Annotated in this window: 28 protein-coding genes; 17 read left to right on the top strand and 11 right to left on the bottom strand. The window is 48.9% G+C overall.

Going from position 1 to position 26,705, the window contains the following annotated elements:
- Nucleotides 1-336 precede the first annotated feature (336 nt).
- Nucleotides 337-639 carry a hypothetical protein gene (locus SC206_RS01035; RefSeq protein ID WP_332733288.1) on the bottom strand — a complete coding sequence of 101 codons (303 nt, stop codon included), beginning with the start codon at nucleotides 637-639 and terminating at the stop codon, nucleotides 337-339.
- A gap of 527 nt (nucleotides 640-1,166) precedes the next feature.
- Between SC206_RS01035 and SC206_RS01030 the strand changes: the two genes are divergently transcribed.
- Nucleotides 1,167-1,430 carry a phage tail sheath C-terminal domain-containing protein gene (locus SC206_RS01030; protein ID WP_332733286.1) on the top strand — a complete coding sequence of 88 codons (264 nt, stop codon included), beginning with the start codon at nucleotides 1,167-1,169 and terminating at the stop codon, nucleotides 1,428-1,430.
- A gap of 173 nt (nucleotides 1,431-1,603) precedes the next feature.
- On the opposite strand, the gene SC206_RS01025 is transcribed toward SC206_RS01030, so the two are convergent.
- Nucleotides 1,604-2,302 carry a fumarylacetoacetate hydrolase family protein gene (locus SC206_RS01025; RefSeq protein ID WP_332733284.1) on the bottom strand — a complete coding sequence of 233 codons (699 nt, stop codon included), beginning with the start codon at nucleotides 2,300-2,302 and terminating at the stop codon, nucleotides 1,604-1,606.
- A 157-nt stretch (nucleotides 2,303-2,459) separates the two neighbouring features.
- Nucleotides 2,460-3,251 (bottom strand): SDR family NAD(P)-dependent oxidoreductase, encoded by a 792-nt coding sequence (locus SC206_RS01020; RefSeq protein WP_332733282.1) that lies wholly within the window; start codon nucleotides 3,249-3,251, stop codon nucleotides 2,460-2,462.
- Nucleotides 3,252-3,357: 106 nt separating this feature from the next.
- Between SC206_RS01020 and SC206_RS01015 the strand changes: the two genes are divergently transcribed.
- Nucleotides 3,358-3,822: a winged helix-turn-helix transcriptional regulator gene (locus SC206_RS01015; RefSeq protein WP_332733280.1), complete on the top strand. Its 465-nt coding sequence runs from the start codon at nucleotides 3,358-3,360 to the stop codon at nucleotides 3,820-3,822.
- A gap of 94 nt (nucleotides 3,823-3,916) precedes the next feature.
- On the opposite strand, the gene SC206_RS01010 is transcribed toward SC206_RS01015, so the two are convergent.
- Nucleotides 3,917-5,335, bottom strand: coding sequence for an aminotransferase-like domain-containing protein (locus SC206_RS01010; protein WP_332733278.1), 1,419 nt, complete (start codon nucleotides 5,333-5,335; stop codon nucleotides 3,917-3,919).
- Nucleotides 5,336-5,488: 153 nt separating this feature from the next.
- Between SC206_RS01010 and SC206_RS01005 the strand changes: the two genes are divergently transcribed.
- Nucleotides 5,489-5,752: a DUF1127 domain-containing protein gene (locus SC206_RS01005; protein ID WP_332733276.1), complete on the top strand. Its 264-nt coding sequence runs from the start codon at nucleotides 5,489-5,491 to the stop codon at nucleotides 5,750-5,752.
- A gap of 1,057 nt (nucleotides 5,753-6,809) precedes the next feature.
- Here the strand turns inward: SC206_RS01005 and SC206_RS01000 are convergent.
- Nucleotides 6,810-7,607 carry a DeoR/GlpR family DNA-binding transcription regulator gene (locus SC206_RS01000; RefSeq protein ID WP_332733274.1) on the bottom strand — a complete coding sequence of 266 codons (798 nt, stop codon included), beginning with the start codon at nucleotides 7,605-7,607 and terminating at the stop codon, nucleotides 6,810-6,812.
- Nucleotides 7,608-8,017: 410 nt separating this feature from the next.
- Here SC206_RS01000 and SC206_RS00995 point away from each other — a divergent pair, with 410 nt between their 5' ends.
- From SC206_RS00995 to SC206_RS00955, 9 genes are all read left to right on the top strand, one after another.
- A complete protein-coding gene (locus tag SC206_RS00995; RefSeq protein ID WP_332733272.1) occupies nucleotides 8,018-8,857 on the top strand; it encodes a transketolase in 840 nt (279 codons plus the stop codon).
- A gap of 2 nt (nucleotides 8,858-8,859) precedes the next feature.
- Nucleotides 8,860-9,807, top strand: a complete 948-nt coding sequence (locus SC206_RS00990) for a transketolase family protein (protein WP_332733270.1) — start codon at nucleotides 8,860-8,862, stop codon at nucleotides 9,805-9,807.
- Nucleotides 9,797-10,597: a GolD/DthD family dehydrogenase gene (locus SC206_RS00985; protein WP_332733268.1), complete on the top strand. Its 801-nt coding sequence runs from the start codon at nucleotides 9,797-9,799 to the stop codon at nucleotides 10,595-10,597. Before SC206_RS00990 ends, SC206_RS00985 begins: the two co-directional genes overlap by 11 nt.
- A gap of 159 nt (nucleotides 10,598-10,756) precedes the next feature.
- A complete protein-coding gene (locus tag SC206_RS00980) occupies nucleotides 10,757-11,689 on the top strand; it encodes a D-ribose ABC transporter substrate-binding protein (RefSeq protein WP_332733266.1) in 933 nt (310 codons plus the stop codon).
- A gap of 225 nt (nucleotides 11,690-11,914) precedes the next feature.
- Nucleotides 11,915-12,547 (top strand): DUF2291 family protein, encoded by a 633-nt coding sequence (locus SC206_RS00975; RefSeq protein ID WP_332733264.1) that lies wholly within the window; start codon nucleotides 11,915-11,917, stop codon nucleotides 12,545-12,547.
- A 9-nt stretch (nucleotides 12,548-12,556) separates the two neighbouring features.
- Complete coding sequence (locus tag SC206_RS00970; protein ID WP_332733262.1) at nucleotides 12,557-14,125, top strand: sugar ABC transporter ATP-binding protein; 1,569 nt, start codon at nucleotides 12,557-12,559, stop codon at nucleotides 14,123-14,125.
- A 15-nt stretch (nucleotides 14,126-14,140) separates the two neighbouring features.
- Nucleotides 14,141-15,214 carry an ABC transporter permease gene (locus tag SC206_RS00965; protein ID WP_332733260.1) on the top strand — a complete coding sequence of 358 codons (1,074 nt, stop codon included), beginning with the start codon at nucleotides 14,141-14,143 and terminating at the stop codon, nucleotides 15,212-15,214.
- Entirely contained in the window at nucleotides 15,207-16,721 is a 1,515-nt protein-coding gene (locus tag SC206_RS00960; protein WP_332733258.1) for an FGGY family carbohydrate kinase, read from the top strand. The genes SC206_RS00965 and SC206_RS00960 overlap by 8 nt, the downstream gene beginning before the upstream one ends.
- A gap of 59 nt (nucleotides 16,722-16,780) precedes the next feature.
- Nucleotides 16,781-17,578 carry an SDR family oxidoreductase gene (locus tag SC206_RS00955; RefSeq protein ID WP_332733351.1) on the top strand — a complete coding sequence of 266 codons (798 nt, stop codon included), beginning with the start codon at nucleotides 16,781-16,783 and terminating at the stop codon, nucleotides 17,576-17,578.
- Between the two features lie 100 nt (nucleotides 17,579-17,678).
- Here the strand turns inward: SC206_RS00955 and csgG are convergent, their stop codons facing one another.
- From csgG to csgD, 4 genes are all read right to left on the bottom strand, one after another.
- Nucleotides 17,679-18,509 carry a curli production assembly/transport protein CsgG gene (gene csgG / locus SC206_RS00950; protein ID WP_332733256.1) on the bottom strand — a complete coding sequence of 277 codons (831 nt, stop codon included), beginning with the start codon at nucleotides 18,507-18,509 and terminating at the stop codon, nucleotides 17,679-17,681.
- Nucleotides 18,510-18,577: 68 nt separating this feature from the next.
- Nucleotides 18,578-19,003 (bottom strand): curli production assembly/transport protein CsgF, encoded by a 426-nt coding sequence (csgF, locus tag SC206_RS00945; protein WP_442976024.1) that lies wholly within the window; start codon nucleotides 19,001-19,003, stop codon nucleotides 18,578-18,580.
- Complete coding sequence (gene csgE / locus SC206_RS00940; RefSeq protein ID WP_442976025.1) at nucleotides 18,993-19,355, bottom strand: curli production assembly/transport protein CsgE; 363 nt, start codon at nucleotides 19,353-19,355, stop codon at nucleotides 18,993-18,995. Before csgE ends, csgF begins: the two co-directional genes overlap by 11 nt.
- A 40-nt stretch (nucleotides 19,356-19,395) precedes the next feature.
- Entirely contained in the window at nucleotides 19,396-20,070 is a 675-nt protein-coding gene (gene csgD, locus SC206_RS00935) for a biofilm master transcriptional regulator CsgD (RefSeq protein ID WP_332733252.1), read from the bottom strand.
- Between the two features lie 686 nt (nucleotides 20,071-20,756).
- Here csgD and SC206_RS00930 point away from each other — a divergent pair.
- The 3 genes from SC206_RS00930 (at nucleotide 20,757) to csgC (ending at nucleotide 22,186) form a co-directional block, all read left to right on the top strand.
- Nucleotides 20,757-21,287 carry a curlin gene (locus SC206_RS00930; protein ID WP_332733250.1) on the top strand — a complete coding sequence of 177 codons (531 nt, stop codon included), beginning with the start codon at nucleotides 20,757-20,759 and terminating at the stop codon, nucleotides 21,285-21,287.
- Between the two features lie 52 nt (nucleotides 21,288-21,339).
- The gene (locus tag SC206_RS00925; RefSeq protein ID WP_332733249.1) at nucleotides 21,340-21,798 is read left to right on the top strand and encodes a curlin; all 459 of its coding nucleotides are present in this window, start codon (nucleotides 21,340-21,342) and stop codon (nucleotides 21,796-21,798) included.
- A 61-nt stretch (nucleotides 21,799-21,859) separates the two neighbouring features.
- Complete coding sequence (csgC, locus tag SC206_RS00920) at nucleotides 21,860-22,186, top strand: curli assembly chaperone CsgC (RefSeq protein WP_332733247.1); 327 nt, start codon at nucleotides 21,860-21,862, stop codon at nucleotides 22,184-22,186.
- A 58-nt stretch (nucleotides 22,187-22,244) separates the two neighbouring features.
- On the opposite strand, the gene SC206_RS00915 is transcribed toward csgC, so the two are convergent.
- Entirely contained in the window at nucleotides 22,245-23,399 is a 1,155-nt protein-coding gene (locus SC206_RS00915) for an iron-containing alcohol dehydrogenase (protein ID WP_332733245.1), read from the bottom strand.
- A gap of 290 nt (nucleotides 23,400-23,689) precedes the next feature.
- On the opposite strand from SC206_RS00915, the gene ycjG reads away from it, so the two are divergent.
- A complete protein-coding gene (gene ycjG / locus SC206_RS00910) occupies nucleotides 23,690-24,670 on the top strand; it encodes an L-Ala-D/L-Glu epimerase (RefSeq protein ID WP_332733243.1) in 981 nt (326 codons plus the stop codon).
- A gap of 192 nt (nucleotides 24,671-24,862) precedes the next feature.
- On the opposite strand, the gene SC206_RS00905 is transcribed toward ycjG, so the two are convergent.
- On the bottom strand, nucleotides 24,863-25,288 hold the full coding sequence (locus tag SC206_RS00905) for a hypothetical protein (protein WP_332733241.1): 426 nt from the start codon (nucleotides 25,286-25,288) through the stop codon (nucleotides 24,863-24,865).
- A 398-nt stretch (nucleotides 25,289-25,686) separates the two neighbouring features.
- Here SC206_RS00905 and zntB point away from each other — a divergent pair, with 398 nt between their 5' ends.
- The gene (zntB, locus tag SC206_RS00900) at nucleotides 25,687-26,670 is read left to right on the top strand and encodes a zinc transporter ZntB (protein ID WP_332733240.1); all 984 of its coding nucleotides are present in this window, start codon (nucleotides 25,687-25,689) and stop codon (nucleotides 26,668-26,670) included.
- Nucleotides 26,671-26,705: the final 35 nt, after the last annotated feature.

The raw sequence follows: 26,705 nt of genomic DNA, 5'->3' as shown, positions 1-26,705 counted from the left end.
TGATAAAGCGCATTTAAGCGCTGGTAATCCTAATATTTTCATGAGGTAGCGTATTTTCACTCAAGATAGCTATCTTATATGTAGACCTTGCACACAACGAATACGGGCAAAATAACCGGTTTGTTAAGTCTATAAATTCTGCGCTTAACAAAAATTTTCATCTAATTTATAACGGTATAGAGATTCAGCTAAATTGTGTAGAAGAGCAGCATGCCATGAAAATATTAATGCCTTGAAAGGAATTTTCTATTGTTACTTTGGTAGAAAATATTAACAACAACAGAGAATTCAGGTTTCATATTATTGAAGATCATTACGGAATATATTGGGCGCGTATCAGTATTCTTTGCTTAGAAAATGTTGTGGCGAAAATTCGTAAAATGTAAAAGTATAATGATGCATGTCTACAGCAGAACGATTTGCGTAAAAATCCTCTCCAAGAACAAGTTTGATCTCCCTCTCGAATTCCCATATAAGATATGCGCATATTAAACCTGTATCATCTTCAGAAAAATCATTGGTATCTGGATGAACAGTCACGTTAATTACCACATTACCAAACGGAGAATCCCTGATAAATTTTTCTGCGTCTTTAATTACTTGCGAAATTGTAGCGCTATTAATATCAAAGTTATGCATTACAGCCTTCTATCATAATTAAGTGAAATTTTTGGAATAAATAAAATAGTTAAACTTTCTTAATCAATTATTTAAATTTTATATAAAGTAATCCGATGTGTTTATACAAAATGTAAAATAATCAGAGGAAGGAGATAGATTACTCTCTTCAACTGCTTTTATTATTACACGACTACGTAGAAAGGTTGAGTTATTGCGATAGCTCACGCTAATTAAGTGGTTCAGATGGCATAAGCGTCTGATTTTTACATCAAGTTGATAATTAAGGTAAACTAACAGCATGATAAACTTCAGGGTTACTTAACTTAATATATTTTTTCATAATACTGCATGTTTACTACTTATTATGTCCTTTAGGGGCATCTATCATGTAAATCTATACCGAGTGATTTCCCACGTTACATATTACTTTAGTTAAAGAATAATTCATAAGAAATTTCTGAGTGAATAGTGAGTTAAAAGCAAATTAGTCAGAGATGACTTTTTGTAGTTATTGAATACAACATGATGTCAACACAAACTTAATTATGGCTCGTGCAGTCTTTGAACCCAATACGCCCGCCACCTGGGAAATCCTGCGCAGCGCGGTTGATGTATATTTGCATAATCTCTGGAAGCAGGGCGCATTATTCGGCGATAAACCCGAGTTGGCCTACTTTGTTAAAGTTGGTTTGGGCATAACGATGGATAAAGAGGATATTAACGCCGGAAAGCTGATTATTAAAGTGGGCATGGCGCCCGTCAGCCCAGCTGAATTTATCGTGCTCGAATTCTCCCAGAAACAACTTTAAAAGCTAGAAAGTTAAAGGTGGGCAGCTAAAACTGTTCGTCAAAGAAAGAGGACCGGGGAAAGAAGCACACCAATAATAAGACCGAGGCAATAAGAAAAGCCCGCATAATCTGCAGCAGTGCATATTATGCGGGCTTATTCTTTACGCAATTTTCTACAAGTCTAAGAGTTGAATTAAGGTTTGTTACCTAGCGTAAAGCTAAATTCGCCCACGCCTTCAATACCGCCCGTGACCACATCGCCAGGCTGCAACGCGCCTACGCCAGACGGCGTGCCGGTATAAATCAAATCGCCTGCTTTCAGTTCTACGGCTTCTGAAAGATAACTAATCACGTCGGCGACCTGCCAAATCTGGTCACTTAAATCGCCCGACTGTTTGGGCTCGCCATTAACATTCAACCAGATTTTGCCTTTCGCAGGATGCCCAACTTTACTTACGGGGATCAGCGCGTTAGCGGGCGCGGAAGCATCAAAACCCTTGGCGAAATCCCACGGACGCCCCAGCTTTTTGGCGGCAGCCTGTATATCGCGACGCGTCAAATCGACGCCGACGGTATATCCCCAAACGTGTTCCAGCGCCTGCGCGGACGGAATATTTTTGCCACCTTTGCCAATTGCCACCACTAACTCGACTTCATGATGCAAATCCGCGGTCAATGTCGGATAGGGCACCTCGCCCTGCGCGGGCACCACGGCGTCGGCGGGTTTACCAAAGAAAAACGGCGGCTCGCGATCGGGATCGTGGCCCATTTCACGAGCGTGTTCGGAATAATTACGGCCAACGCAGTAGACGCGGCGCAGCGGAAAACGTGCCTTTTGTCCTTCAACGGCCAGCGAAGCAACGTTAGGTTGCGGGATAACGAATTCAGTCATTTTTACTTTACCCTTTGTAGTTCAAACAAATGCAGATGTTAAAAAACGGTGATTTTCGATTATTCCAATGTAACCAGTCTGTTCTTCGCTTGCAACGTGGGTAAAGGTTTACGCCTGCTTTGTTTAACCAAAACAGGCTCAAATAAAAATAAAATGATTATCGATAACGCGGCGCGGCCTGACCTTGCAGAAACTCTGGCACCAATGCTTTGCGCAGCTTTTCAAATTCCAGCCACTTTGTTTCGTCTTGCAGCGGCGGAATAGTGACAGGCTCTTTGTTATCAAATCCGACCAACGCTGCATCGACCAGCTCGCCAACTTCCATCATGCCCGGAATTTCATCAATGTTTTTGCCACCCTTGTTCCAAATCTCGGTGCGGGTTGCCGCCGGTAATACCACCTGAAAATAGAGGCCGCTATCGGCCAGCTCCACTTGCAGCGATTGGGTAAAGGTTAAAACAAACGCCTTACTGGCGGTGTAAACCGGATCGCTAATTTCAGCGGCCAGCGCCAATACCGACGCAATATTGATAATGCCGCCATGTTGATGCTGGCGAAGTCCGTCCAGCGCAACGCGCGAAAGGCGGGCGACGGAGGTCACGTTGAGTTGGATCAGTTTATCGATCGCCTCTACGTCAGAGTTTTTAAAACCGCCGGGTAAAATAGTACCCGCGTTATTGATAAGTAAAGAGATTGCGGGCGTGGCCTGTATAAACTGCTCGAGTTTTTTTAAACTTTCGCCATCAGTGAGATCGGCGGGAAATGCTTTTGCCGCCACGCCATAACGTTGAGAAATGTCAGCGGCGAGCTGCTCGAGCTTTACGCCGTCGCGAGCAACAAGAATCAGGTCGTATCCACGTTTTGCTAGCCGATCGGCGTAGGTGGCACCAATACCGGTAGACGCGCCCGTTATCAAAGCTAAAGGTGCAGACTGGGTTGATAAAGTCATGATGAGATCCTCGAAGTGAATGTGGTTGCAATATTAAACCAGATGATTTTTAGCACTGGCGGTTTTATAATGCAACCAGATTATTTGCCTTAGCACGGAGTGATAAATGAAACGAACCAGCCTGAGTGACAGTCTTTGTCCGGTTGCGCGCACCCTGGATTTAATTGGTGACTGGTGGACGCTGCTGATTGTGCGCGATGCGCTGGGTGGTGTGCGTCGATTCAGCGAATTTCAGCGCAGCCTTGGCGTGGCAAAAAATATTCTCAGTTCACGATTAAAAACCTTGGTCGCGGAAGGCGTGATGCAGATTGGGCCAGCCTCGGACGGATCCGCTTATCAGGAATATGTCTTGACGCAAAAGGGGAAAGACTTGTATCCGATTCTGATTGCGCTCGGACAGTGGGGCAATCAGTACATGTTTAACGAAAATGAAACGTGCAGCCGCGTAGTTGAACGCGAAACCCAACAGCCGTTAGCGCCGATTAAACTTCGGTCACAGGATGGCCGCGAGCTGGCGGCAGAACAGGTTGAAGTGATTGTGGGGCAGAAGGGTACAAACTTCGCAAGTTAAGCGAATTGCAGCATAAAAAGTTAATGGAAAGAAGAGTAATGGAAAGAAGAATAGTGGAAAGAAGAGATGGCCGCCCATAATAGGCGGCCTATTTTTACGCCATTAGCATCATCTGATGGATCATTTCACCCACTCGTTTCACAGCGGGTCGATGAACGTGCTCATCAAGCTGGGCATAGTTGACGCGCAGGCAGTTACGGTATTTGCCTGACGCGGAAAATATCGAACCCACTGAAATCTGAATCTTTTCAGGTTCTAACAGGCGATTAAGTTTCTGGGTATCGATTTTTTCGTCCAGCTCAATCCACAGCAAAAACCCGCCCTGTGGGCGACTGATCCTGACGCCTTCCGGAAAATATTGGCTGATCCAATCGGTCATGATGCACAGATTTTGCTGATACTGGTGGCGCACGCGGCGAATATGCGTTTGATAATGGCCCTGCTGGATAAATTCGGCGATGGCAATTTGCGGCTGCGTCGCGCTCGCGCCCGTACCGATATATTTCATATGAATCGCGCGATCTCGATAGCGTCCGGGAGCAATCCAGCCAATCCGTAGACCCGGCGCTAACGTTTTCGAAAACGAACTGCATAACAATACGCGACCATCGTCATCCATTGACGTTATGGTCGACGGACGCGGATATTGATAGGCCAAATCGCCATATACATCGTCTTCAATGATCGCAATATCATAGGCTTGCGCTAATCGTAGCAGCGCTTTTTTGCGATCGTCGGGCATGTTATAACCCAGCGGATTATTACAGTTCGGCGTCAACTGTATGGCTTTAATCGGCCACTGTTCGAGGGCCATTTCCAGCGCTTCGATACTTATCCCTGTTACCGGATCGGTCGGGATCTCCAGCGCCTTCATGCCAAAACCTTTTAACGTTTGCATCGCGCCGTGAAAACTTGGCGAATCCACCGCCACAATGTCACCGAATTCGCAAACCGATCGGATAGCAATCGACAGCGCTTCGTGGCAACCCGTAGTGATAACGATATTTTCGGCATCCATATTGCTGCCGCTGTCGATCAGCAGGCGAGCAATCTGGTCACGCAGCACCTTTGAACCATCAATCGTATCGTAATATAAAGCTGAAATATCAGTGCGTTGCGCGACGCGTGCCAAAGAGCGCCCCAACGGTTTCAGGCTCGAAAGGGTGACATCCGGCGTGCCACCGCCTAGCGCAACCATCCCCGGCGTTGCGCGACTGTTGATTTGCGCAAGCACTAAATCCCACTGTGAAATATCCACCGGACGCTGTGGATTACGGCAAACGGCGGGCAAGTCGGCACGTTTTTTAAGCAATGAAACGAAATAGCCCGATTTTGGCCGCGCCTCGACCAGTTGCCGCTCCTCCAGCACGCGATAAGCCTGCTGCACGGTGCTGACACTGACCCCGTGTTCGTTGCTCAGCACTCTCACCGATGGCAAACGATGTCCCGCAGGATACAAACCCTGCTCAATCCGATCCCCTAAAACGTTGGCTAAATTATCATAACGGTTCATCGATTATTTCTCGTAGCAGTACAGATGACATTAATTTACGCCTAAATCTGTGCTTATAGCCATATCTGTATGGTGAAAATAATTAAAAACTGAATCTGTATCGCAAAACCCGTTTGGAGGATTCTAGTTGCACGGGTGAACAGGAGATAAAAAATGAAAAGAATCAGCGATAGCGAACAGTTTCTTAATAACGTACACGTGATTGCCGAACCACAGGGTGAGGTTACGAGTGGGCGTAGACGGTTTTTCTTAAATGCTTTAAGTAGCTGGTGGGCGCGGAGGCAGACGGCGAAGATTTTGAAAAATCTCTCTAACGAGCAATTAAAAGATATAGGCCTTGGGCGTCGGGAGATCGACAAGCTGTATGGGGTTTCGGGCGATGAAAATCGCAAGGTTTGGCCGAATTGGCCGAAATAACCTTTTTTTAGATTTTGAATCTAAGGCAACTTTTAAATTCAAATTAATGGGTCAACGGATTTTGACCTTTAATCTTTTAACTTCAACTTCCAATTCAATAGCATGCGCTTCGCTTACTGCGCGTTGCCGAAGCTTGACCGAGCCTTGACGGTTTTTAAATTCAACTGCATGCGCTTCGCTTACTGCGCGGCGGCGCAGACCGCCTCAAGGATGTTCCTAAGCGAACACCCTTGAGAATCCCGCGCTTTTTTTCCACAGCTGTAACTTGAGGACTAGAAAGGGAGATCTTTCCAGTTGCCACAGCGTGTGGCGTTGGTCGCGCGGCTTCGCCATTCCCTCATTACGGATTTGAGCCAAACACGTCTCAAATCACTTCATTCAGCGCCGCCCCGATACCGCCAATCACAGCCTCAAAAGAAAAAACGGATACTTTTAAGCGTTCAAAGGCCGATCACTCATGCCTAGTTAAGGTAATCAGCAACATCAGATAAAAATCAGGAAAAATCAGTTGAAAATTAATAAGAACATCGGGTAAATAAAATTTTTGAAGTTTAAGTTATCTTATTAAAAACAAAATCTATTAAGTTAGAGAGATAGGTCCTTGACCGCCCAAAAGTATCCGCCCTTGCTTTAAGTGTTGTGATTGGCGGGATCAGGACGGCGCGGAACGGAGTTGAAGAAGACGTTTTTGGCTTCTGAACGAAGTGACGGGAGCGCGAAGCGCCGCGACCTACGCCACGCGCAGAAGCAACTGGAAAGATCTACGAATGTAATCCTCAAGTTGCAACTTTGGAAAAAAAGCTCGGATTCCAAAGGCCCGAGCGACTGCGGGCCTTTGGGCGGTCTGCGCCGCCGCGCAGTAAGCGAAGCGCATGCAGTTGAACTTAAAAAACCGTCAATGCTCGGTCAAGCTTCAGCAACGCGCAGTAAGCGAAGCGTATTCAGTTGAAGTTGAAGTTGAAGTTGAATTTGAATCTATAGTTTAATTTGAATTTAAAGATCAAAATCGTTTATCAACCAATCTTGAACTTAAAAAGTTTACCTTAGCTTTCCAAAGCTAAAGCCCCCTAGCGATTAACACCGTTACGCCTTCTCTTTCAAAAGCGGCCTTGGATTCCGCACTAATCCCCTCATCCGTGATGAGATAATTAATCTTCTCCCAATCACACGGCAGGGCGAACATCGACACTTTGTCGATTTTGCTGGAGTCCGCGACGACGTAAACCACGTTTGCAGATTGAATCATCGCGCGTTTTACCTTGATGTCAGTTTCACTCGGAAAGCTGAGGCCGGCGCGGGGCGAAATACAGGCGGTGGCGAGAAAAAGTTTCTCCGCCAGCACGTTTTCGAAAAAGCTGGCCGCCTTTTCACCTGACGTCGAAAGAGTCGGAAATTTAAACGTGCCGCCGGTCAGTAAAATATTGACGCCGGGTTCGCCGCCGAGCTGCAACGCAATATTGACGGCAGTGGTAATCACCGACAGCTTTTTAATGTGCCCAAGATGATTGGCAATTGCCGTCGTCGTGGTGCCTGAGTCGAGAATAATTGTGTCGCCCGCCTCGATAAAACTGGCCGCTAACTTACCAATCGCCTCCTTTTCAGTGAGCTGCGTCTGGCGCTCAAGCATCATCGCGTGAGTGTTCTGCTTGCCATCCATCAGCGTCGCGCCGCCGTGGTAGCGCTGAATATATCCCTGCTTCTGCAATAAACGTAAGTCGCTACGAATGGTGGCTTCAGTCAGTTCAAAAGCATCAGTAAGCATCTTCACGGTGACCGTGCCGTCTTCCCTGATCATCTCCAAAATCTTGTCACGGCGGTGCTGCATGTCCGCCCACTGCTCATTTTTGCTTTTCAATTGAAATCTCCTTTTGCTACCGATGCCTTCATCTTAGCGACCCAGAGCCGTAAATATCGGTTTATAAGCCAAATTCCCGAGGCATGCTGGAAATTTTAACTGTCTATCTACTCGAAAGCGAGGTAGATGAAATTGTTTTTACATTTTCATATGAAAATGAATGAAGGTGATTTTTTAGGGTTGTTGTTGTATTACAAAGAGTTATTAATAAATACGAAAATATAATATTAAGCAACCACTTGATTTATATAACTTATTTAGCCTCATTTTCTTTTGTGCAAAACTTGATCGCTCGCTCATTTTTATCGAAAACGATAATCTATAGTTTTATTCGAAAATGAGTTGCGCCGTAAACGAAGCTGTTCATGGGAACAGGCTAGCGTCAGCGGCAAGGTCAAGACGAGGTAAAGATGGACGCTCAGGAAACAAGTCTGTTTAAGGAAACAAGCCAGTTTGAGGAAATCAAAACCGTCGCTCGGCAGGCGCGTCGCTACGTTTTGCAAATGAATCATCACGCGGGTAAAGGCCACACCGGGGCCGATCTTTCTGAAGTCGATATTATCTGTACGCTCTATATGGCAGTCATGGACAGAGGCGAAAAGCGCCCCGATCAAGACCGTTTTATTCTTTCGAAAGGGCACGGCGCGGGCGGCTTGTACTGTAGCGCAGCGGCGATGGGCCTGCTGGATCCGGCAATTCTTGACCAGTTTATGGGCGACGACACCTTACTGGCCGGACATCCTGTACATCAGAAACTGCCTGATTTGATTGAGATTAACTCCGGCGGTTTGGGCCACGGCTTACCGATTGCCGTCGGCTTGGCGCTGGGCAATAAAATCAGCGGACGCGAACATCGTCGCGCTTTCGTGCTGTTGGGTGACGGCGAACTGGCCGAGGGTTCCAACTGGGAAGCGGCGATGTCTGCCAGCAAATTCAAACTCGATAATCTGGTAGCAATTGTCGATCGAAACCGTCTGCAATTGGCGGGTAAAACCGAAGATATTATGCCGCTCGAGCCACTGGCCGACAAATGGCGGGCTTTCGGTTTCGAAGTGCTGGAGTGTGACGGCCACGATCCCGAGTCTATTTACGCCGCCGTCACGCAGCCAACCGTGGGTAAACCTCGGGTGATTCTCGCCAATACCGAAAAAGGTCACGGTATCTCCTTCATGGCCAACGTTCCCGCCTGGCACCACGCCGTACCTAACGATCAGCAGTTAGCCGAAGGGCTGGCAGAGCTGGAGGAGTGATCATGCAAGACTTACGCGACGCCGTCGTGGCAACCTTTATCGAACAGCAGGAGTTGGGAGCAAATATCAGCGTGATGGTCGCCGACTCGACTTCCACTTCGAAAATCGGGCCTTTCGAAAAAGCCTATCCAGATCGCGTTATCAATGTCGGCATTGCCGAGCAGAATATGGTGGGCATGGCGGCAGGTGTCGCCCTGAGCGGCCACGTGGTGTTTACCGCCAATGCGGCACCGTTTTTGTTTGCTCGTTCGAATGAACAAATGAAAAACGATGTTTGCTACTCCGAAACCAATGTGAAAATGCTCGGCCTGAATGCCGGTTTCGCCTATGGCCCGCTGGGTGCGACTCACCACTGTACCAATGACATTGCGATTGCCCGCACGCTTGGCAATTTGCAGGTATTTGCGCCCGCCGATGCCAGTCAGGCGCAGGCCATTGTAAAACATGCGATTCAGCATAAAGGGCCGGTTTATATCCGCATGGACAGCGACAAATTGCCTGTGCTGCACGACGAGAACTATCGCTTTATTCCGGGTCAACCCGACGTGCTGGCAGAAGGCGATGACGTCGTCGTTTTCACCTTGGGAACCTTGGCACACGAGGCGCTGGCCGCCCGCGAGCAGGGCTGTAATCCCACCGTCGTTTCATTGCCTTCACTCTGGCCGCTCGACGAACTGGCCGTGGTTGAATTAATTAAATCACACAAAAAAGTGATCACCATGGAAGAACACGTATTAAGCGGTGGCTTAGGCACCATCATCGGTGAGTTAATCCTTAAATACCGTTTAACGCAGCCGCTGCAGGCCTTCGGCATTCCTGCCTACGAGTTTACCCATAGCAGCAGCCGCACCGCGCTGCGCCGTCAATTTTCGATCGATACTTCCGGACTGGTTGCCGCAATCAAAGGTCCAGCCATCACTGCCGCTCGGGAGGCTGCGAATGAGCACTAATCAATACGATGTCAATTTGCGTTACGGCGTTGATACCAGCATGTCATTGGCCGGAAAAGTGGTAGTAGTGACGGGCGGACTAGGCGGGATTGCGATGGCGAGTAATCGCATGATGCTGGAGAAAGGCGCGCATTTGGCGCTGCTCTACCCTCAATTCGAAAGTGCAGTCAAAAATCAGGTAGTAGAAGAGCTGGGCGAAGAGCGAGTCAGTTATTTCGAATGCGATGTTACCGATCCTGCGCAGGTTGCCAGCGTATTCCAGCAGGTCGAGCAGCAGTGCGGGCAGATCAATATTCTGGTCAACTGCGCGGGCTATGTGCATCTCGAACCCGCTGTTGAAACCTCATTCGACCAATGGCAGAAAAATCTGGCGGTCAATTTAACAGGTCCGTTCCTTTGTTCGCAGGCGGCGGCGCGCAGCATGATTGCACGCGGGCAGGGCGGCAAAATTATTAATATCGCTTCGCAAGCGGCATCAATTGCGATCGATAACCATTGTGCCTACACCTCGGCAAAAGCGGGCCTGCTTGGCATGACCAAAGTGATGGCCAAAGAGTGGGCGCCTCATCAAATAACCGTCAATACGTTATCTCCAACCGTGGTGCTCACGCCGATGGGCGAGAAGGCCTGGCGCGGCGAAAAAGGTGAAGAGATGAAAAAACTCATCCCCCTCGGACGCTTTGCCTACACCGATGAAATCGCCGCCGCCATTCTGTTCTTCTCGAGCAACGGCAGCGACATGATTACCGGCGCAGACCTGATGATCGATGGCGGCTTTACCATCTGGTAAGCCTTCGAAAATGTTTGTAAGCCATTCAAAAATGAATGTGCAGTGAAAGTTTTTCAATAAAGGCAGTTTAATAGCGATGCAATGAGAATCCGTGGCGTCAACCCTACAAATTCGACGCCATAAGTATCCTAAAAACAATAACATTGAGAGAACATCACCATGAAAAGACATTTTGCCCTGTTAGCCGTTGCCGCCAGTCTCTGTGTTCCTCCAGCCTTTGCAGTCGAAAAAGGCACTTTTGCAATTTTAGTCAATTCACTCGATAACCCTTACTACTCTGCCGAAGCGAAAGGCGCACAAACGAAAGCCGAATCGATGGGCTATAAAACGCTGGTGTTGTCGCATGGCGAAGATGTGAAACGTCAGGGTGAGCTGATCAGTTTGGTTATTGGTCGCAAAGTACAGGGCATTATTCTTGATAACGCCGACTCGCAGGCCAGCGTTGCGGCAGTAAAACAGGCCAAAGATGCAGGCGTGCCGGTGGTGTTGATCAACCGCGAAATTCCGGTCGACGGCGTGGCGCTGGCGCAAATTTCACATAACAACTTCCAGGCGGGTTCTGACGTCGCCAACGAATTCGTTGAGAAAATGGGCGAGAAAGGCACCTACGCCGAGCTGACCTGCAACCTTGCCGATAACAACTGCGTGACCCGTTCGAAATCCTTCCACAACGTTATCGATCAATACCCTGATATGAAAATGATCGCCCGTCAGGATGCCAAAGGCACGCTGATCGACGGCAAGCGCATCATGGACAGCATTCTTCAGGCGCATCCAGACATCAAAGGCGTGATCAACGGCAATGGTCCAGTGGCCCTTGGCGCGATCGCCGCGCTCAAAGCCGCCGGCCGTACCGATGTTACCGTGGTCGGCATTGATGGCAGTAATGACGAACGCGACGCCGTTAAATCAGGCGCACTCTACGCCACCGTGATGTTGCAGGCACAGGCGATTGCTTCGCAGGGCGTTGAAATTCTTGACCAATACGTTCAGACCGGCAGCTACAAAGGTAAAGAACGCATCTTGTTCCGCGGCATTCTGATCAAGAAAGATAACGCCGATAAAGTGAATAACTTTAACTATCAAAAATAGCAGTCAGTAATGGCAGTTATCGAAACGTCAATTATCGACAATAGCCCTTATCGAAATAACCATTATCGAAATAGGCATTATCGAAATGGGCATTATCGATAATAAAGACTGCGGGAACAGCGGCCGAGGCGCGAAAGGGCATTGGCCGCTTATTCAGGTAGTTGAATAGATAGTTGGATAGACAGAAGTCAGCCTCGCCGCGACGGGGCTTGAAGGAGACGTGAAATGTCTAATCGCTTGATGTGGATAGTGATGGCTTCGCTGATGTTGTGCAGCTGCCGGATCGTGTCTGAAAAAAAGCTGGCGGAGCTGAAGAATCCCCCAAATCCGCACATGGCGCAGGCGGCATCGCTGTTTGACAGCAAGATTGCCCCGCAAATTACCAGCAGTGCCAAACCTTTATCCGGGTTGCTGACCCAAATCGAGAGTGCAAAAGATTTCGATAGCGCCTGCCAACAGTTGGGTTATCGCAGTCAAGACGAAAATCCGTGCGTGTTCAGCACCACCGTAAGCGGCACCGTGAGCGAAGTGAATACCACATCTCGTAATGGTCAATTGATTGTGAAGAGTGACGATCCGAAAGTCGGCGAAGTGAAAGTGCAAATCGGCCCAACCTTCCGAGGTACCGAACTGCGTGACAGCTATCGCGGCCTGAGTTACGGCGATTTCAACGACCAGAATATGTTTGGCGACTTTGGTAAAGCGATTAACCAGCGCGCCATCGCTTCGTTGGGTAAAACGACGTACAAAGTGGGCGACAAAATTACCGTTACGGGCGTATTTAGCGCCTTTGATACTCCTCAGCCGCCTATCTTGCTGACGCCGGCCAAAATCATGCCTGAACAGGCGACGCAGTAAGGAGGCGCGATGTTTGAACAACGTAGCAACAGCGTAGAGCCCGAACCGTTTGCCAATCCGCTGCTTCAGGGTTCGCCGGTGATTATCGAAACCTTAGGCGTTTCGCGCGTTTATCCGGGTGTAACTGCACTCGATAACGTGAACTATCGCGTCTATCGCAACAAGGTCAATGTGCTAATCGGCGAAAACGGCGCGGGTAAATCGACAATGATGAAAATGTTGGCGGGGGTCGAAACGCCCTCCAGCGGGCAGATTCTTCTCGACGGCGAGCCGGTCTCATTGACCTCGACCCATCAGGCCGAGAAGCACGGCATCAGCATCATCTTTCAGGAGCTGAACTTGTTTCCCAACATGACAATAATGGACAACATCTTCATCGGTAACGAATTTTTCCAGCGCGGACGCATCAACGTCGAGTATCAGTATCAGCTGGCAAAAGCGTTGCTTCAGCGACTGGAGCTGGATGTCGATCCGTTAACGCCGCTTGAGGAGCTGGCGATTGGGCACCAGCAGCTGGTGGAGATTGCCCGCGCATTATCAAAAGATACCCGCGTGCTGATTATGGATGAGCCGACTTCTGCGCTGAGCCAGTCCGAAGTTAAGGTGTTGTTTAACGTTATCGAGCAGCTCAAAAGGCGCGGCGTCACCATCATCTATATCTCGCATCGCCTCGAAGAGCTAATGGAAATTGGCGATCACATTACCGTGTTTCGCGACGGCAAATTTGTCGCGGAGTCTGAGGTGAGCCAGGTCAGTATTCCGTGGATTATCACCAGCATGGTGGGTGAAAAAGAGAAGCATTTTGACTATCGCTGTGCTGAAAAAGGGCCGGCGGTCTTGCAGGCGCAGGGGCTGACCATGCTGCATCAAAACGGCAACTATTCGCTCAATGATGTCAGCCTGACGCTGCATCAGGGCGAAGTGGTTGGCGTTTACGGGCTGCTGGGCGCGGGACGTACCGAGCTTTTCAAAACGCTAATCGGCCTGATGAAGCAGGACTCGGGTGAGATTCATTTGAAAGGCAATCGAATGGAAAACCGGCCCTTTGCCTATCGTCTCGAACATGGCATGGCGCTCGTACCCGAAGACCGACAGGCCGAAGGGTTAGTGCAGCTGTTATCGATAAAGATAAACATGACACTGTCACGTTTATGCAGCAAAAGCTTTTTGAAAACCCTGCTACCCATTCGAGAGCAGCCCGAAAACGTGGCGGTGCAACAGATGATAGGCAAGCTGTCGATTAAGGTGGGCGACGCCGATCTGCCTGTCACCTCAATGAGTGGCGGTAACCAGCAAAAAGTGGTGATCGCCAAGGCGTTGATGACCAATCCGCAGGTCGTATTTTTGGATGAACCTACGCGCGGTATCGATGTTGGTGCGAAAACCGACGTTTATCATTTGATAGGCGCAATGGCGCAGCAGGGGCTGGCGGTAATGTTCTCCTCATCAGAACTCGATGAGGTCATGCAGCTGGCAGATCGGGTCATTGTCATGGCGGACGGCAAAATTACCGCCGATCTCCCGCGCGCCGAGGTGGACAGAGAAAAACTGATCCGCGCATCGACGCCCCACGATTAAGATTAAGGACAGGCTATGCAAAGTCAAAAATATCTTGTTTACATGTACTTACTAAAGGCGCGCACCTTTATTGCCTTGCTTATCGTGGTGGGTTTCTTTAGCGCAATGGTGCCGAATTTCATTACTACTTCCAATCTGCTGATTATGACTCAGCACGTGGCGATCACCGGCCTGCTGGCGGTTGGCATGACGCTGGTTATCTTGACCGGCGGTATTGACCTGTCGGTAGGGGCCGTTGCGGGAATTTGCGGCATGATTGGCGGCGCCTTACTCTCGTTCGGCATCCCATTGTGGGGCGATAACCTGCTGTTCCTTAACGTGTTTGAGGTAATGGGCGTGGTTGCAGTCGCCGGTATTTTAATCGGCATGATTAACGGATTAGTCATTACCAAGCTCGGGGTCGCGCCGTTTATCTGTACCCTCGGCATGATGTATGTGGCACGCGGCGCCTCGTTGTTGACCACTGACGGTAAAACTTTCCCGAACCTGAACGGCGTAGACGCCTTAGGTAATACCGGCTTCTCGCTGTTGGGTTCAGGCAGCTTTTTAGGCATCTATAACCCGATTTGGTTGATGATTGCGGTGGTACTGCTAGGTATTTATATCACCAAAAAAACGCCGCTGGGTCGCTACATTTACGCCATTGGTGGTAATGAATCGGCAGCCAGATTAGCGGGTGTACCCATTTCGAAAGTGAAGATTTTCGTTTATGCCTTCTCGGGTTTCTGTGCAGCATTGGTCGGGCTGGTGGTCGCTTCTCAATTGCAGACTGCCCATCCGATGACCGGGAATATGTTTGAGATGGACGCTATCGGCGCTACGGTTCTGGGCGGTACGGCCTTGGCGGGCGGGCGCGGACGAGTATTTGGCTCGATTATTGGCGCGTTCGTCATCGTCTTTTTGGCCGACGGTCTGGTGATGTTCGGCGTCAGTGAATTCTGGCAGATGGTAATAAAAGGTCTGGTTATCGTGACCGCCGTAGTTATCGATCAGTTCCAGCAACGTTTGCAAAGCAAAGTCACCCTGATGCGCCGTCACGAAAAAAAGTTGCAGGCGAATCAGCCGCTCTCTGAGGTGAAGCATGTCTGAGCAAAGAGACGTGATTATCGCTATCGATGAAGGCACCAGCAATGCAAAAGCCGTGGCGATCGATGGTCATGGAAAAGTCATTGCCCAGTCTTCTCGGCCGCTACAGGTGCAAACGCCACAGGCGGGCTGGGTCGAACAACGGGGTGAAGTATTGATTGAAGCCTCGCTGACGGTGCTTCGGGAAGTAATCGAAAACGTGGGTGCGGGACGCGTAGCGGCACTCGCGGTGAGTAATCAACGCGAAACGGCAATGGGCTGGTGGCGAGAAACCGGCGAGCCTATCGGACCCGCTATCACTTGGCAATGCTCGCGCAGTGAAGACTTTTGCCAGCAACTGCGTTGGGATCATCACGAACAGGCGATCCGCGAGATAACGGGTCTGCCGATAGCGCCGCTATTTTCGGCTTCGAAAATGCGTTGGCTACTCGATAGTCTTCCTGACGGTTATCAGCGCGCCGAGGCGGGCGAAATCTGTCTCGGCACCGTCGACGCCTGGCTGTTATGGAACCTTACCGGCGGTGTAGCCTTTCGATGTGATACTTCAAATGCAGCACGCACCCAACTGCTGAATTTACAAACTGGGAATTGGGACAACCAAATGCTGACGCTGTTTGGTATTCCGCGCGCGGCGCTGCCTGAGATTTGCCCCTCCAGCGGACTGTTTGGCGTCACGCGCGGAGTCGACGGCGTGCCCGACGGGCTGCCGATTTTGGCCATGGTGGGCGACTCCCACGCGGCGCTTTATGGTCACGGACTTGGCGAAGCGGGCGGCGTAAAAGCCACTTACGGAACCGGATCGTCAGTGATGGCGCCTATCCCGCAGCCGCAAAGCAGCATTACCCAGTTGGCAACCACCGTCGCGTGGCACGATGGCCAGCAGGTGGTTTACGGCCTTGAAGGCAATATTCCGCACACGGGTGACGCAGTGGCATGGATGGCGCAAATCACCGGCCTCACCGACGGCAAAGGGGAAACGCTGGCGCGCGCGCTGAGCGAATTACCGGCCAGTGTCGACTCGACTCTTGGCGTCTATTTTGTGCCTGCGCTGACAGGCGCAGGTGCGCCATGGTGGGACGGACAGGCGCGCGGAGCGATTAGCGGTTTGAGTCGAGGCGTTGATCGCGCGCATCTCATCCGCGCTGCACTTGAGTCAATCGGTTATCAAATAGCGGATGTCATCGATGCTATGCGCCAGCACCCTGACTTTCATTTGGCATCGTTGATGGTTGATGGCGGTCCTACGCGCAATCCTTGGTTGATGCAGTTTCAGGCCGACCTGCTCGGCTGCGATGTTTTGCGCAGCAATACGCCCGAACTTTCCGCATTGGGCGCCGGGCTATTGGCGCGAAAGGCGCTGGATGAACTCGATAATGATCAGCTGACGGCGCTGTTGCCTCAACACGATGTGTTTACTCCCAACGCTGCTCGCCATGAACAGCTACAAGTGGAATGGCAGGGTTGGAAAGACGCCGTTGCCCGCACCTTGTCGTCGTCGCGCTCGAATTAATCACAAAAGAACATTTCTAGGTGAACATTTATACAGGTGAACATTTACAGGTGAACATGATGAACAGAGATTTCAGCGGAAAAACTGTAGTGATTACTGGTGCCTGTCGAGGCATTGGCGCGGGCATTGCCGAACGTTTTGCTCGTGATGGCGCAAATTTGGTGATGGTGTCCAACGCCGAAAGAGTATTCGAAACAGCCGAAAGCCTAAAACAAAAATACCCGGTTGAAATTTTACCTTTGCAGGTAGACGTTACGGATGAAACTCAGGTACAAGGCCTGTTCCAGCAGGCGATGGAGAAATTCGGCAGGGTCGACGTGTCGATTCAAAACGCAGGGGTCATCACTATCGATCATTTCGATACCATGCCCAAACAGGATTTCGAACGAATCTTGGCGGTTAACACGACCGGCGTATGGCTGTGCTGTCGCGAAGCGGCGAAAATCATGGTTAAACAGCAGTCCGGCAGCTTGATTAACACCTCTTCAGGTCAGGGGCGCCAAGGGTTTATCTATACGCCGCATTACGCCGCGAGCAAAATGGGCGTCATCGGCATTACTCAAAGTCTGGCGCTGGAACTGGCACCTTATAACATTACCGTTAACGCTTTTTGCCCGGGCATTATCGAAAGCGAAATGTGGGATTATAACGATAGAGTGTGGGGCGAAATTCTCTCTACCGATCAAAAACGTTACGGCAAAGGCGAGTTAATGGCGGAATGGGTACAAAATATTCCCCTAAAACGCGCGGGCCAGCCCGATGACGTTGCCGGACTGGTGGCCTTTCTGGCCTCGGATGATGCACGTTACTTGACGGGGCAGACGATTAATATCGACGGCGGACTGATTATGTCCTGATTTTCGAAGTGATTACCGATTTAAAAAGCATCGCCTGCGATAACGTTTAATCGTGTCGCAGGCGATTTTTTTACCCTTAATTTTTGAAAAATATAAGTTCTCAGGACATTGGCACCTGCATCTGTTTGTATTTTTCGAGGATAGGAGAATTGGTATCGCCGCTATTTTGCAGCTGCCACAGGTTACGATCGATGCCGTCGTTAATCATATAGATTACGCCGGTTTCAATCGCTGACATCAGGCAGAGCATCACAGGTTCATTGGTAGTAAAACCGACTTCCCCCTCCAGCAATCTTTGATAATCGATGTAGCGGAATACTCCGGCCTGGAACTCATAGGAGAGAATCGTCTTGCTGGTATTGACCGAGGAAAGCACTTCACCGGTATTAATATCAACAGCGCGCAGGTTTACGGCGATTTGGTCCAGCTGATATTGAGTACTCGCTCCGATGCCGAAATAGCGCGCACCGGCACCGCCAGATTTGACATTGCTTTCATAGCCGATAATTGATCCTTCAATCAGGATATTCGCCGCCACCAACGAAGAAAGAGGGCGGGCGTTATTAATCGCTACGCTGCCGTTGTCCTGTGCAGCACGAATAATCTTCCTCTCATTTAACAGATTTTGTAGCCCCTGACGCTCCAGCGGAATAAACCATTTGGAATCTTTTAGTGCGGTAACCAGCATTGAGGTGGCGCTTTGCGGCACGGCGGTGGAAAAGTTACTGGCGGGATAAGGCTTAAACTGCCCGGTTTCATCCTGAATATTATAGACCGAGACAAATATGCGTCCTTTCGCTGGCGGCAGGTGGGTCAGGTCTTGATAACTTTGCGCGCGAGGCAGCAAGGTAGGTTTGGCCGCTTCTTTCGGCGGTGAAGTAATACAGCCGCTAAGCACCAACACGGCCATTAAGAGGAGAGAGGTACGCATATTCTTATTATCCTATGTCTATACAGAGGGAGGTATCAAAAGTGAAACAAATAGCCTTGGCGAGGGGATCAGTTTGATGCACTGAGACCTTGCACCTGAATCGTTGAGGTTTTTCCGGTCGAACGGTCAGTGACGTTCATCACCAGTTGCCCATCGGTATTTTGCACGTCGACAATAAAGTCCTGAGTAACCAAACGTCCCGGCTTGCCCTGACTGATATTGCCCATCAGGCCGCTTAATAATTGGGATTGCAGTGCAGAGGTAAAGTTATCCAGCGCGCTGGGGGTAGAAGAATCAAAATCATAGGCATCCGGATCTTTATAAGAGTTCTGCGCGTTGGCCTCATTAAGAAGAAACGCGCCGTTATTTGGATTGCCGCCGAAATTAGGATTCACAAACTGAAAGACCATATTCCCCCCCCATGAAAGCGGAGAGAAAAGCAGGGCAGAGAGGACTAGCAGAAATATTTTCACGGTATTCTCCTTAGAATTCATCGCCGGACAGATCGCCGGTTCCCAGAAGGGTTTTATCTATTTGTCGTCTTGAAAGCGCCTCGCCAACATTTTGCAGGGCGGTATCGACTTCTTTGCCAAAATTGCGTCGATTCGGAAATAACAGCGTTTGATAGAGCGTATCCTGTCCGACCTTAATGGTTATCCAACTGCCCCAGCGTGCGCTCGGACGTTCGCTGATGGTCATGGTTTCCGGCAGGTTCTTCTCCCAACGGTCGGTGAAAAGCCGATAAAAATCATGGCCTACCGAGCTAACGGTATGATCCGTTATTAACCCCGGATCGCGGATATCCTTGATGTTTTTCTCTGCCAGTCCGTCGAAGCAGGTAAACATGGCACAAAGCATGAGTATGATTACGCCCGTTTTCATGCTGTTACCGCCTGAGATTTTCATTGGCCCAGCTCACTGCCTGAGTCCGATTTTTGACCGAGATTTTTTTGAACAGATTATATAAGTGGGTTTTTACGGTGTTTTCACTGATAAACAGCAGCTGCGCAATTTCATGATTTGAGGCACCCATACGTAACTTATTTAAAATCTCACTTTCACGTTGGGTAATGCCGTTTTGCTGATGATTGAAATAGCGCTGCTGTCCAGACTGATTGACCAAATAGCGGGTAAAGCGGGGAGAGAAATAGCATTCGTCGCGTAGAACGCTGCTAATTCCATCTGTCAGCTGCGTCTCACCCGTCGAGGGATAGAATACGGCGCTGATCGTGGGCCAACGTTCGATTTCGTAAAAAGGATAATCTTCAGGAGCGTTAAGCAGCAGAGTCTTTACCCGGGTTCGATATTGGCTCAACGTAGTTTGCCAATGGCTGGTCATTTTCTTATCCGCCTGAGCGATATCAAATATAACCAGTAGCTCGTCGGAGACAGGTTCATCCAGCGGTTTATTAATATGGTGCAATTTGGTATTGATGCCGAGTTTGTAACTCAGCTGTAATAACAATGCTGAAGATTGCAGTGAAGGCTTGGTGACAAGTAATAATACTTTATTCGACTGAGGCGTCTTTTGAGTATTCGATTGAAAGGTCTCGATAGTCATAATAGAATTTTTCCTAATAAGATCCATAAACTCTTTTCTTCAGGCGAAGAGTTAAGCTTCAGATGAAGAGTTGAGAGGACGAATCTGCTGTGTAAAATCCCTGGTGCAAGCGAACTACGGTCTAGTTTTGGCGCAATGGAAAAACATACCCCGCGCTGTCTAATCAATTTAGCGCGGCTGTATTTTAAATCAAGAGGGTTACATCAGTAATATAGGGGTAATACATAAGGCTTATTAACGGTATGATTATTCATTAGCCTGCGGGGTAATTTTCTAACCTAATCAAGATATTTATTATTAACTGAAATTATTGGGTTTTTTAAGTCATGCCCCAAGTTGAGTAAGAATGGATTATTTAAGAATAATTCGCCTTTTAATTCTTGGCTGTTTAATTTAATTAACGCGCTGGGAATAGTCTTAAGCATAAAATTTTGATATCAGTCACACTTTATTTTACTTAACATATCAGTGTAAGTTATAAGAAATTATCAAATGCATCGTCGACTGGCATTAATCTTAGTAAATAAGGCGAGGCAAGATAATTAATGAGCGAGCGAATGAATTTAATCGCGACTCATGCTTTCGTATGAGTCGAAAAATAAAATACCACTTCCCGCTGAGTTTAATTTGATTTTAGCTCTGCATACTGTAATGACTAACCCGACATTAGGTCATGGGGGGAGTCAATGAAAGTGTTTAATCTGGTCAGACATATAAATTTCCGTCTTCACAGTAAAAAGCCGCGGCTTTTATTAGGAGGGACGAGGCCAGCACCAAGGCGGGCAGCCACAATAGCGCTTTTGACTAGCTTATTTGTAAGCCCTTACCTATTTGCTCAGCAAAATGATCTGGCTTTTTCGGAAGCATTTACCCACCAAAATGAAATGTCTTCTTTGACGTTTGACCAACTGGCTGCGGGTAGCGGTAATAAAGCGCTAATCGAACAGCGCGGTAATCAAAATATGGCGCTGTTAAGCCAGCGAGGAAAAGGTAATAACGCCGATATTACTCAGTCCGGCGATCAAAATACGGCGCTGGTCTCACAAACGGGCGACAATAATTCGTCAGTTATTGAGCAGCAAGGATTTGGCAATACCGCGTTAATAGCCCAAAAGGGGCGCAGAAACGTGGCGCAAATAAGCCAAAGTGGTACGGACCGCTCAGCCGGTATCGTACAAAACTCGTCAGGAATGGCGATAAAAGTGACGCAGCGTTAGTGGTCGATGCCGTCAACTTAACCAACTAAACTCGAACCTATGGGGTAGCATCATGAAACTGTGGAAAATTATGGCAGTATCCGCGCTGGTCTTTAGTGGCACAACAATGGCGGCAGATTTCGGTGGTCAGGGCGGTCAAGGCGGCGGTTCTTCTGCGCCGGTATTCCAGGCGACTTCCTGGGGCTCTGAAATGCAAATTTATCAGGAAGGCTCACATAACGTAGCCAATGCCGCGCAAACTAGCGCAATGAATTCGCTGACCGATATCGACCAGCATGGCAGAGGCAACGTTGCTTCAACCGCGCAGCAGGGCGACAGAAGCATTTTGGCCGTCGATCAACTTGGCAGCTATAACCACGCCGATGCGCTCCAGACCGGCGACAAGAGCAAATTGCTGATTAGTCAAAACGGTAACGGCAACTTTGTAACCTCGACTCAATCAGCCAACAGCAGTCTGGTCAACATTCAGCAGGTTGGCAGTGGCAATCAGGCCTTCGCCGCACAGCGCTAATCAAGTTCTTACTCAAACGAAAAAACAGGGCACTGCCCTGTTTTTTTATCGAGGTTACCTTATGGTTTCACTGCTATTAGCCGCTGCGCTAAGCCAGCCTTTATGGTTCGACGTTCAACATCAGGGGAATATTTACGCGATTACGCCCATGGCGCATTTATCCGTGACGTGCGAATGTCAGGTGCAGATTACTTTTCAAAAAATAGGGCAGGCCGGGACGAGCACCAGTCAACAACAAGGCAGGCTCGCTATTTCTGGCGATGAGAATATCGCGCTGTCGAGAATGAAATTCACCCTCGACAGTCACGAAAAAGCGCTTATTACCTTAACGCTAACCGACGGCAAACAGCTGACTTTTGAAAAACGTCTGGTGCTGCCGCCTCAATAACGCTGGCTAAAACAGCAATTATTTGTTTTTTAGGAACATTATTAGTCATTTAGGAATATTAGTAGCTCATAGTCAAAATGGTTTTGGCGCGATCAAAATCAATATCCTGACGTTCGCCCATCGGCAACATATCGAAGCGTTGCAGATTTTCTAAAATCTCGTCGATAGCCGTTTTCGATTGACCATAATCACTCAATCGCGTTTTCAGGCCCATTACTTCGAAAAACTCTCTGGTTTTGGCAATCGCCCCGTCAATTCGGCTCTCTTCATCCCCTTCAACAATATTCCACACCCGTTCGGCATATTGCAGCAGCTTCTCTCTTTTACTCTCCCGCTGTACTTGCAACAGGCTTGGCAACAGAATCACCAACGTTTGAGCATGGTCGATACCATACAGCGCGGTAAGCTGGTGGCCGATGCGATGCGTTGACCAATCTTGCGGCACACCCGCGGCAATCAGGCCATTAAGTGCAAGCGTTGCTGACCAGGTGATTGCCGAACGAACGTCGTAATTTTCGGGATCGCTAAGCGCCTTAGGGCCTTCTTCGAGTAACGTGAGCATAATGCCTTCGGCAAAACGGTCTTGAACTTTGCCATACACAGGGTAAGTCAAATACTGTTCGATCACGTGAATAAAGGCGTCCACCACGCCGTTTGCCACCTGCGTTGCGGGCAGGGTATAGGTTTTGGTCGGATCTAAAAGTGCAAATTTCGGAAACAGCAGCGGATCGCTATAACCGGTTTTCTGGCCCAAACCCGTATGGGTCACTACCGAGACATGGTTGGTTTCGGAACCGGTAGCGGGCAAGGTCATTACGCAGCCAATCGAAAGTGCCTTCTGAAGAGGCTGACGTTTGGACCATAGAGGCCAAATGTCACCGTCATAACAGGCCGCGGCGGCAATAAATTTGGTGCCATCAACCACTGAACCGCCGCCAACGGCCAGCAAAAAATCAATCTGATTTTCTTTTACCACCGCAACGGCTTTCATTAGGGTATCGAAGTGAGGGTTAACTTCGATGCCACCAAATTCAACGCTAAAGCGCGAACCCAGTGCGGCCTGAACTTCATCCAGCGTGCCATATTTTTTGGCGCTGCCACCGCCATAGGTGATTAAAACGCGGGCATTTTCAGGAATATGTTTTGCAATATCTTTAATACGATCGGCACCAAACAACACGCGGGTAGGATTATAAAAATCAAAGTTGAACATGACAGGCCCTTGTAATAGTGAACAATCTGCACAATTTTCTCTCGACAATGATTACCATGATAAAGGCCGCAGACCCAAGATTGGCCACTAAATATCCTCTTTCGCCGCACAAACTGCTTAACTGAATGCCCCAGATTAATAATTATGCCGAAAGCGGCGAGACGCTAACAAGGCAGGGTTTACGCCGATTTTCGCGCCGTTTTCCCTATATTTTTAAAGCACCTAACCTACGTCTATACTGACATTAGCCTCGCTGCATATTGCCCGAAGGCTTTCATATGGAGTAGTAGATGAGAAGCGTACGCTTTTATCCAGAAGCCTGGCCGCTACATACGGCTTTTGTTATTGCTCGCGGCAGTCGTACCGAAGCGCGCGTTATCGTTTGTGAAATCGAAGAGGATGGCATTGTTGGCATTGGCGAATGTACGCCTTATCCGCGTTATGGTGAAAGCGAAATCTCGGTGATGGCGGAACTTGAGGCCGTTAGCGAAAAGATTCAGCAGGGCATCGACAGGCAGGCGCTGCAAACGTTATTACCCGCGGGCGCGGCGCGCAATGCTATCGACTCGGCATTGTGGAATTTGGAGCAGCAACAGCGCGGGCAAACGCTGTGGCAGTTAACGCAAATCGAGCCGCTAGTTTCGATTAGCATGGCGCAAACATTGAGTATCGACACGCCAGAAGCGATGGCGCAGGCGGCAATCGGCCATCAGCAAAATGGCGTGACCTTGCTTAAAGTTAAGCTCGACGACCATTTTATTACTGAACGCATGGTGGCTATTCGCAGCGTCGTTCCTAATGTTTCGCTGATCGTTGATGCTAATGAATCTTGGCATAGCGAAGGGCTGGCGGCGCGCTGTCAGCTGCTCGCTGACCTTGGGGTATTAATGCTCGAGCAGCCGCTTAAGGCCGGACACGATGAAGCCTTGGCTAATTTTATCCATCCTCTGCCTATTTGCGCGGATGAAAGCTGCCATACGGTTGACTCACTGCCTCAGTTGGTAGGGCGCTACGAGATGGTTAATATTAAATTGGATAAAACGGGTGGGCTGACGGGCGCATTAAAATTGGCCTCGGCCGCGCAGGCGCAAGGAATAGATGTAATGCTCGGCTGTATGCTTTGCACTTCTCGTGCCGTGCGTGCGGCGTTGCCGTTAACGGTAGGCGCTAAATTTATCGATCTCGATGGCCCGACCTGGCTTTCGCAGGATGTGGTGCCCGGATTGGCGTTTCACGCTGGCGTTATCGATTTACAGGCGACCGGCGATTAACGTTATCGTTTTCGACAGTGATGGTTATCTCTTACAAAGTGAAGTTTTTATTTGAAAGCTTTTCATTTAAAAGCATTTCAATCGAAAATCAGCTCAATCAAAATCAAATCAATTGAAAATTAAAAATACAAAAAGCCTCGGCACAAAGATTGCGGAGGCTTTTTTATTAGCGAAAAGGCTGTACCTTACGGTTTACTTTTTGGCTAACGGATCGAAAACGGTGTACGCCGTGCAGTTATACTGCTGGCCGGCCATCGTCAGGTGATACAGCTCTGCACCAGAGGTTCCGGCAGCATGCTCATTAATACCAAAATTAACGGTGGTATTTGAGGCATCCGGCGTGAAGGTTTTGGTATCGGCATTGTAAGTCGACAGCGTGTATTTAACCTTGTCGCTCATATCTTCATTTCGATTACCGAAATAGATTTGCGTGGCGTTGGTTTTCGGATCGGTAATTTGCAGCACCATGGTGTCTTCACTGGTGATGGCGCTAGTAAGCACTTTCATGCCGCCACAGTGGGTATAACCCGCTGCCGTATAGTTTCCGATCATCTCTGCGGCCTGTACTGCTGGCGTCATCGAGCCCAGAACCGCCAGTGATAAAAGCATTTTTTTCATGTGTTTCATTTTATTGTTATACCTGATTTACCGGATAGAAAAGGACTGTTGTGTTGGCAATGAGTTATTTCTCATAACATTAGTGTATGAATTACTAATCCAGCGTCTATTCGTTCAATGAAAGAAAATATGTCAGAGCAGGCCGGGCGCGGCTTTTGGCCTAAAATCATCCTTATACCTCCTAAAGATTTTCTTTACGCCTTGTTCTCTCATTCCCAGCCAATACGCTACATTTTGATACACTCTGCCCCGTGATGATCATCACTTACAGGGAGTGTCATGTCATGATAAAGCGCGTCAAAGTCCTTAATCTTAGAGCCTGCAATTGACCGATTTGTTGGAGCTTCAAAGAGTTAGCGCTAAACTAAAATTAAATATTAGAGAAAGTGAGAATTATCGTGGATGTCATCAAGGGTGAAGAACTGCAAGTTTCAGACGCTGTGTATGCGTATCAGTTAGACGGTAAAGGTGGCGTAAACGAAATTAATCAAAATTGCATAGCCAGTACCGAAAAGCCCTGCTGGCTGCACCTTGATTACTCAATGCCAAATAGCGAAAAGTGGATCAACAACACCCCACTTTTACCTGATAACGTGCGCGAGGCGTTGGCGGGCGAGAGCATTCGTCCGAAAGTGTTGCGTATGGGTGAGGGCACGTTGGTTACGCTTCGCAGCATTAATCTCAACGCCAATGCGCGTCCGGATCAGCTGGTGACCATTCGCGTTTATCTCACTGACAAGATGATTATCTCGACCCGTCATCGCAAAGTGTTTTCGATGAACGAAATCATTAATGATATGCAGCACGGCAGCGGCCCAACCGATACCGGCAGTTGGTTGGTGGAAATGTGTGATGGCCTGACCGATCACACCAGTGACTTCATCGAAGATTTGCACGACAAGATTATCGATTTCGAAGATGCATTGATGGAGCAGCAGCTGCCAGAACGGGGGCAGATGGCGTTGTTACGCAAGCAGCTGATCGTTTTACGCCGCTACATGTCACCGCAGCGCGACGTGTTCGCCCGCCTGGCAAGTGAGCGCCTGCCGTGGATGACCGACGATGAGCGTCGCAGAATGCAGGAAATTTCTGATCGACTCGGACGTGGTCTCGACGATCTTGACGCCAGCATTGCCCGCACAGGGGTACTTTCAGATGAAATTAGCTCGCTGATGGCTGACTCGTTAAACCGCCGAACGTACACTATGTCTTTGCTTGCCATGGTGTTTTTACCAACTACCTTCCTGACAGGCCTGTTCGGTGTCAATCTGGGGGGCATTCCGGGAGCGAATAACCATCTTGGTTTTACGGTTTTCTGTGCAATCCTGGTGTTGCTGGTGGGCGGTGTAGCCTGGTGGATGAAGCGCAGCAAGTGGCTTTAAATCATTAGCGTTAGCAAAAAAACCGGATTAAAGGC

This window comes from Rouxiella sp. T17, from assembly GCF_036663475.1.
Taxonomy (GTDB): domain Bacteria; phylum Pseudomonadota; class Gammaproteobacteria; order Enterobacterales; family Enterobacteriaceae; genus Rouxiella.
The sequence above is the reverse complement of the archived record's forward strand: the minus strand, read 5'-3'. Positions and strand labels throughout refer to the sequence as shown.

What these genes read in the sequence shown, in the direction of transcription:
- csgC (WP_332733247.1), top strand. Translation starts at nt 21,860, where the DNA reads ATGGTTTCACTGCTATTAGCCGCTGCGCTAAGCCAGCCTTTATGGTTC.
- SC206_RS00975 (WP_332733264.1), top strand. Translation starts at nt 11,915, where the DNA reads ATGTCTAATCGCTTGATGTGGATAGTGATGGCTTCGCTGATGTTGTGC.
- SC206_RS01020 (WP_332733282.1), bottom strand. Translation starts at nt 3,251, where the DNA reads ATGACTTTATCAACCCAGTCTGCACCTTTAGCTTTGATAACGGGCGCG.
- SC206_RS00930 (WP_332733250.1), top strand. Translation starts at nt 20,757, where the DNA reads ATGAAAGTGTTTAATCTGGTCAGACATATAAATTTCCGTCTTCACAGT.
- SC206_RS00995 (WP_332733272.1), top strand. Translation starts at nt 8,018, where the DNA reads ATGGACGCTCAGGAAACAAGTCTGTTTAAGGAAACAAGCCAGTTTGAG.
- csgF (WP_442976024.1), bottom strand. Translation starts at nt 19,003, where the DNA reads ATGAATTCTAAGGAGAATACCGTGAAAATATTTCTGCTAGTCCTCTCT.
- SC206_RS00960 (WP_332733258.1), top strand. Translation starts at nt 15,207, where the DNA reads ATGTCTGAGCAAAGAGACGTGATTATCGCTATCGATGAAGGCACCAGC.
- SC206_RS00955 (WP_332733351.1), top strand. Translation starts at nt 16,781, where the DNA reads ATGAACAGAGATTTCAGCGGAAAAACTGTAGTGATTACTGGTGCCTGT.
- SC206_RS01015 (WP_332733280.1), top strand. Translation starts at nt 3,358, where the DNA reads ATGAAACGAACCAGCCTGAGTGACAGTCTTTGTCCGGTTGCGCGCACC.
- SC206_RS01025 (WP_332733284.1), bottom strand. Translation starts at nt 2,302, where the DNA reads ATGACTGAATTCGTTATCCCGCAACCTAACGTTGCTTCGCTGGCCGTT.
- SC206_RS00980 (WP_332733266.1), top strand. Translation starts at nt 10,757, where the DNA reads ATGAAAAGACATTTTGCCCTGTTAGCCGTTGCCGCCAGTCTCTGTGTT.
- SC206_RS01035 (WP_332733288.1), bottom strand. Translation starts at nt 639, where the DNA reads ATGCATAACTTTGATATTAATAGCGCTACAATTTCGCAAGTAATTAAA.
- ycjG (WP_332733243.1), top strand. Translation starts at nt 23,690, where the DNA reads ATGAGAAGCGTACGCTTTTATCCAGAAGCCTGGCCGCTACATACGGCT.
- SC206_RS00990 (WP_332733270.1), top strand. Translation starts at nt 8,860, where the DNA reads ATGCAAGACTTACGCGACGCCGTCGTGGCAACCTTTATCGAACAGCAG.
- SC206_RS00970 (WP_332733262.1), top strand. Translation starts at nt 12,557, where the DNA reads ATGTTTGAACAACGTAGCAACAGCGTAGAGCCCGAACCGTTTGCCAAT.
- SC206_RS01010 (WP_332733278.1), bottom strand. Translation starts at nt 5,335, where the DNA reads ATGAACCGTTATGATAATTTAGCCAACGTTTTAGGGGATCGGATTGAG.
- SC206_RS00925 (WP_332733249.1), top strand. Translation starts at nt 21,340, where the DNA reads ATGAAACTGTGGAAAATTATGGCAGTATCCGCGCTGGTCTTTAGTGGC.
- SC206_RS00905 (WP_332733241.1), bottom strand. Translation starts at nt 25,288, where the DNA reads ATGAAAAAAATGCTTTTATCACTGGCGGTTCTGGGCTCGATGACGCCA.
- SC206_RS00965 (WP_332733260.1), top strand. Translation starts at nt 14,141, where the DNA reads ATGCAAAGTCAAAAATATCTTGTTTACATGTACTTACTAAAGGCGCGC.
- SC206_RS01030 (WP_332733286.1), top strand. Translation starts at nt 1,167, where the DNA reads ATGGCTCGTGCAGTCTTTGAACCCAATACGCCCGCCACCTGGGAAATC.
- SC206_RS00985 (WP_332733268.1), top strand. Translation starts at nt 9,797, where the DNA reads ATGAGCACTAATCAATACGATGTCAATTTGCGTTACGGCGTTGATACC.
- csgG (WP_332733256.1), bottom strand. Translation starts at nt 18,509, where the DNA reads ATGCGTACCTCTCTCCTCTTAATGGCCGTGTTGGTGCTTAGCGGCTGT.
- SC206_RS00915 (WP_332733245.1), bottom strand. Translation starts at nt 23,399, where the DNA reads ATGTTCAACTTTGATTTTTATAATCCTACCCGCGTGTTGTTTGGTGCC.
- csgD (WP_332733252.1), bottom strand. Translation starts at nt 20,070, where the DNA reads ATGACTATCGAGACCTTTCAATCGAATACTCAAAAGACGCCTCAGTCG.
- SC206_RS01005 (WP_332733276.1), top strand. Translation starts at nt 5,489, where the DNA reads ATGAAAAGAATCAGCGATAGCGAACAGTTTCTTAATAACGTACACGTG.
- csgE (WP_442976025.1), bottom strand. Translation starts at nt 19,355, where the DNA reads ATGTTTACCTGCTTCGACGGACTGGCAGAGAAAAACATCAAGGATATC.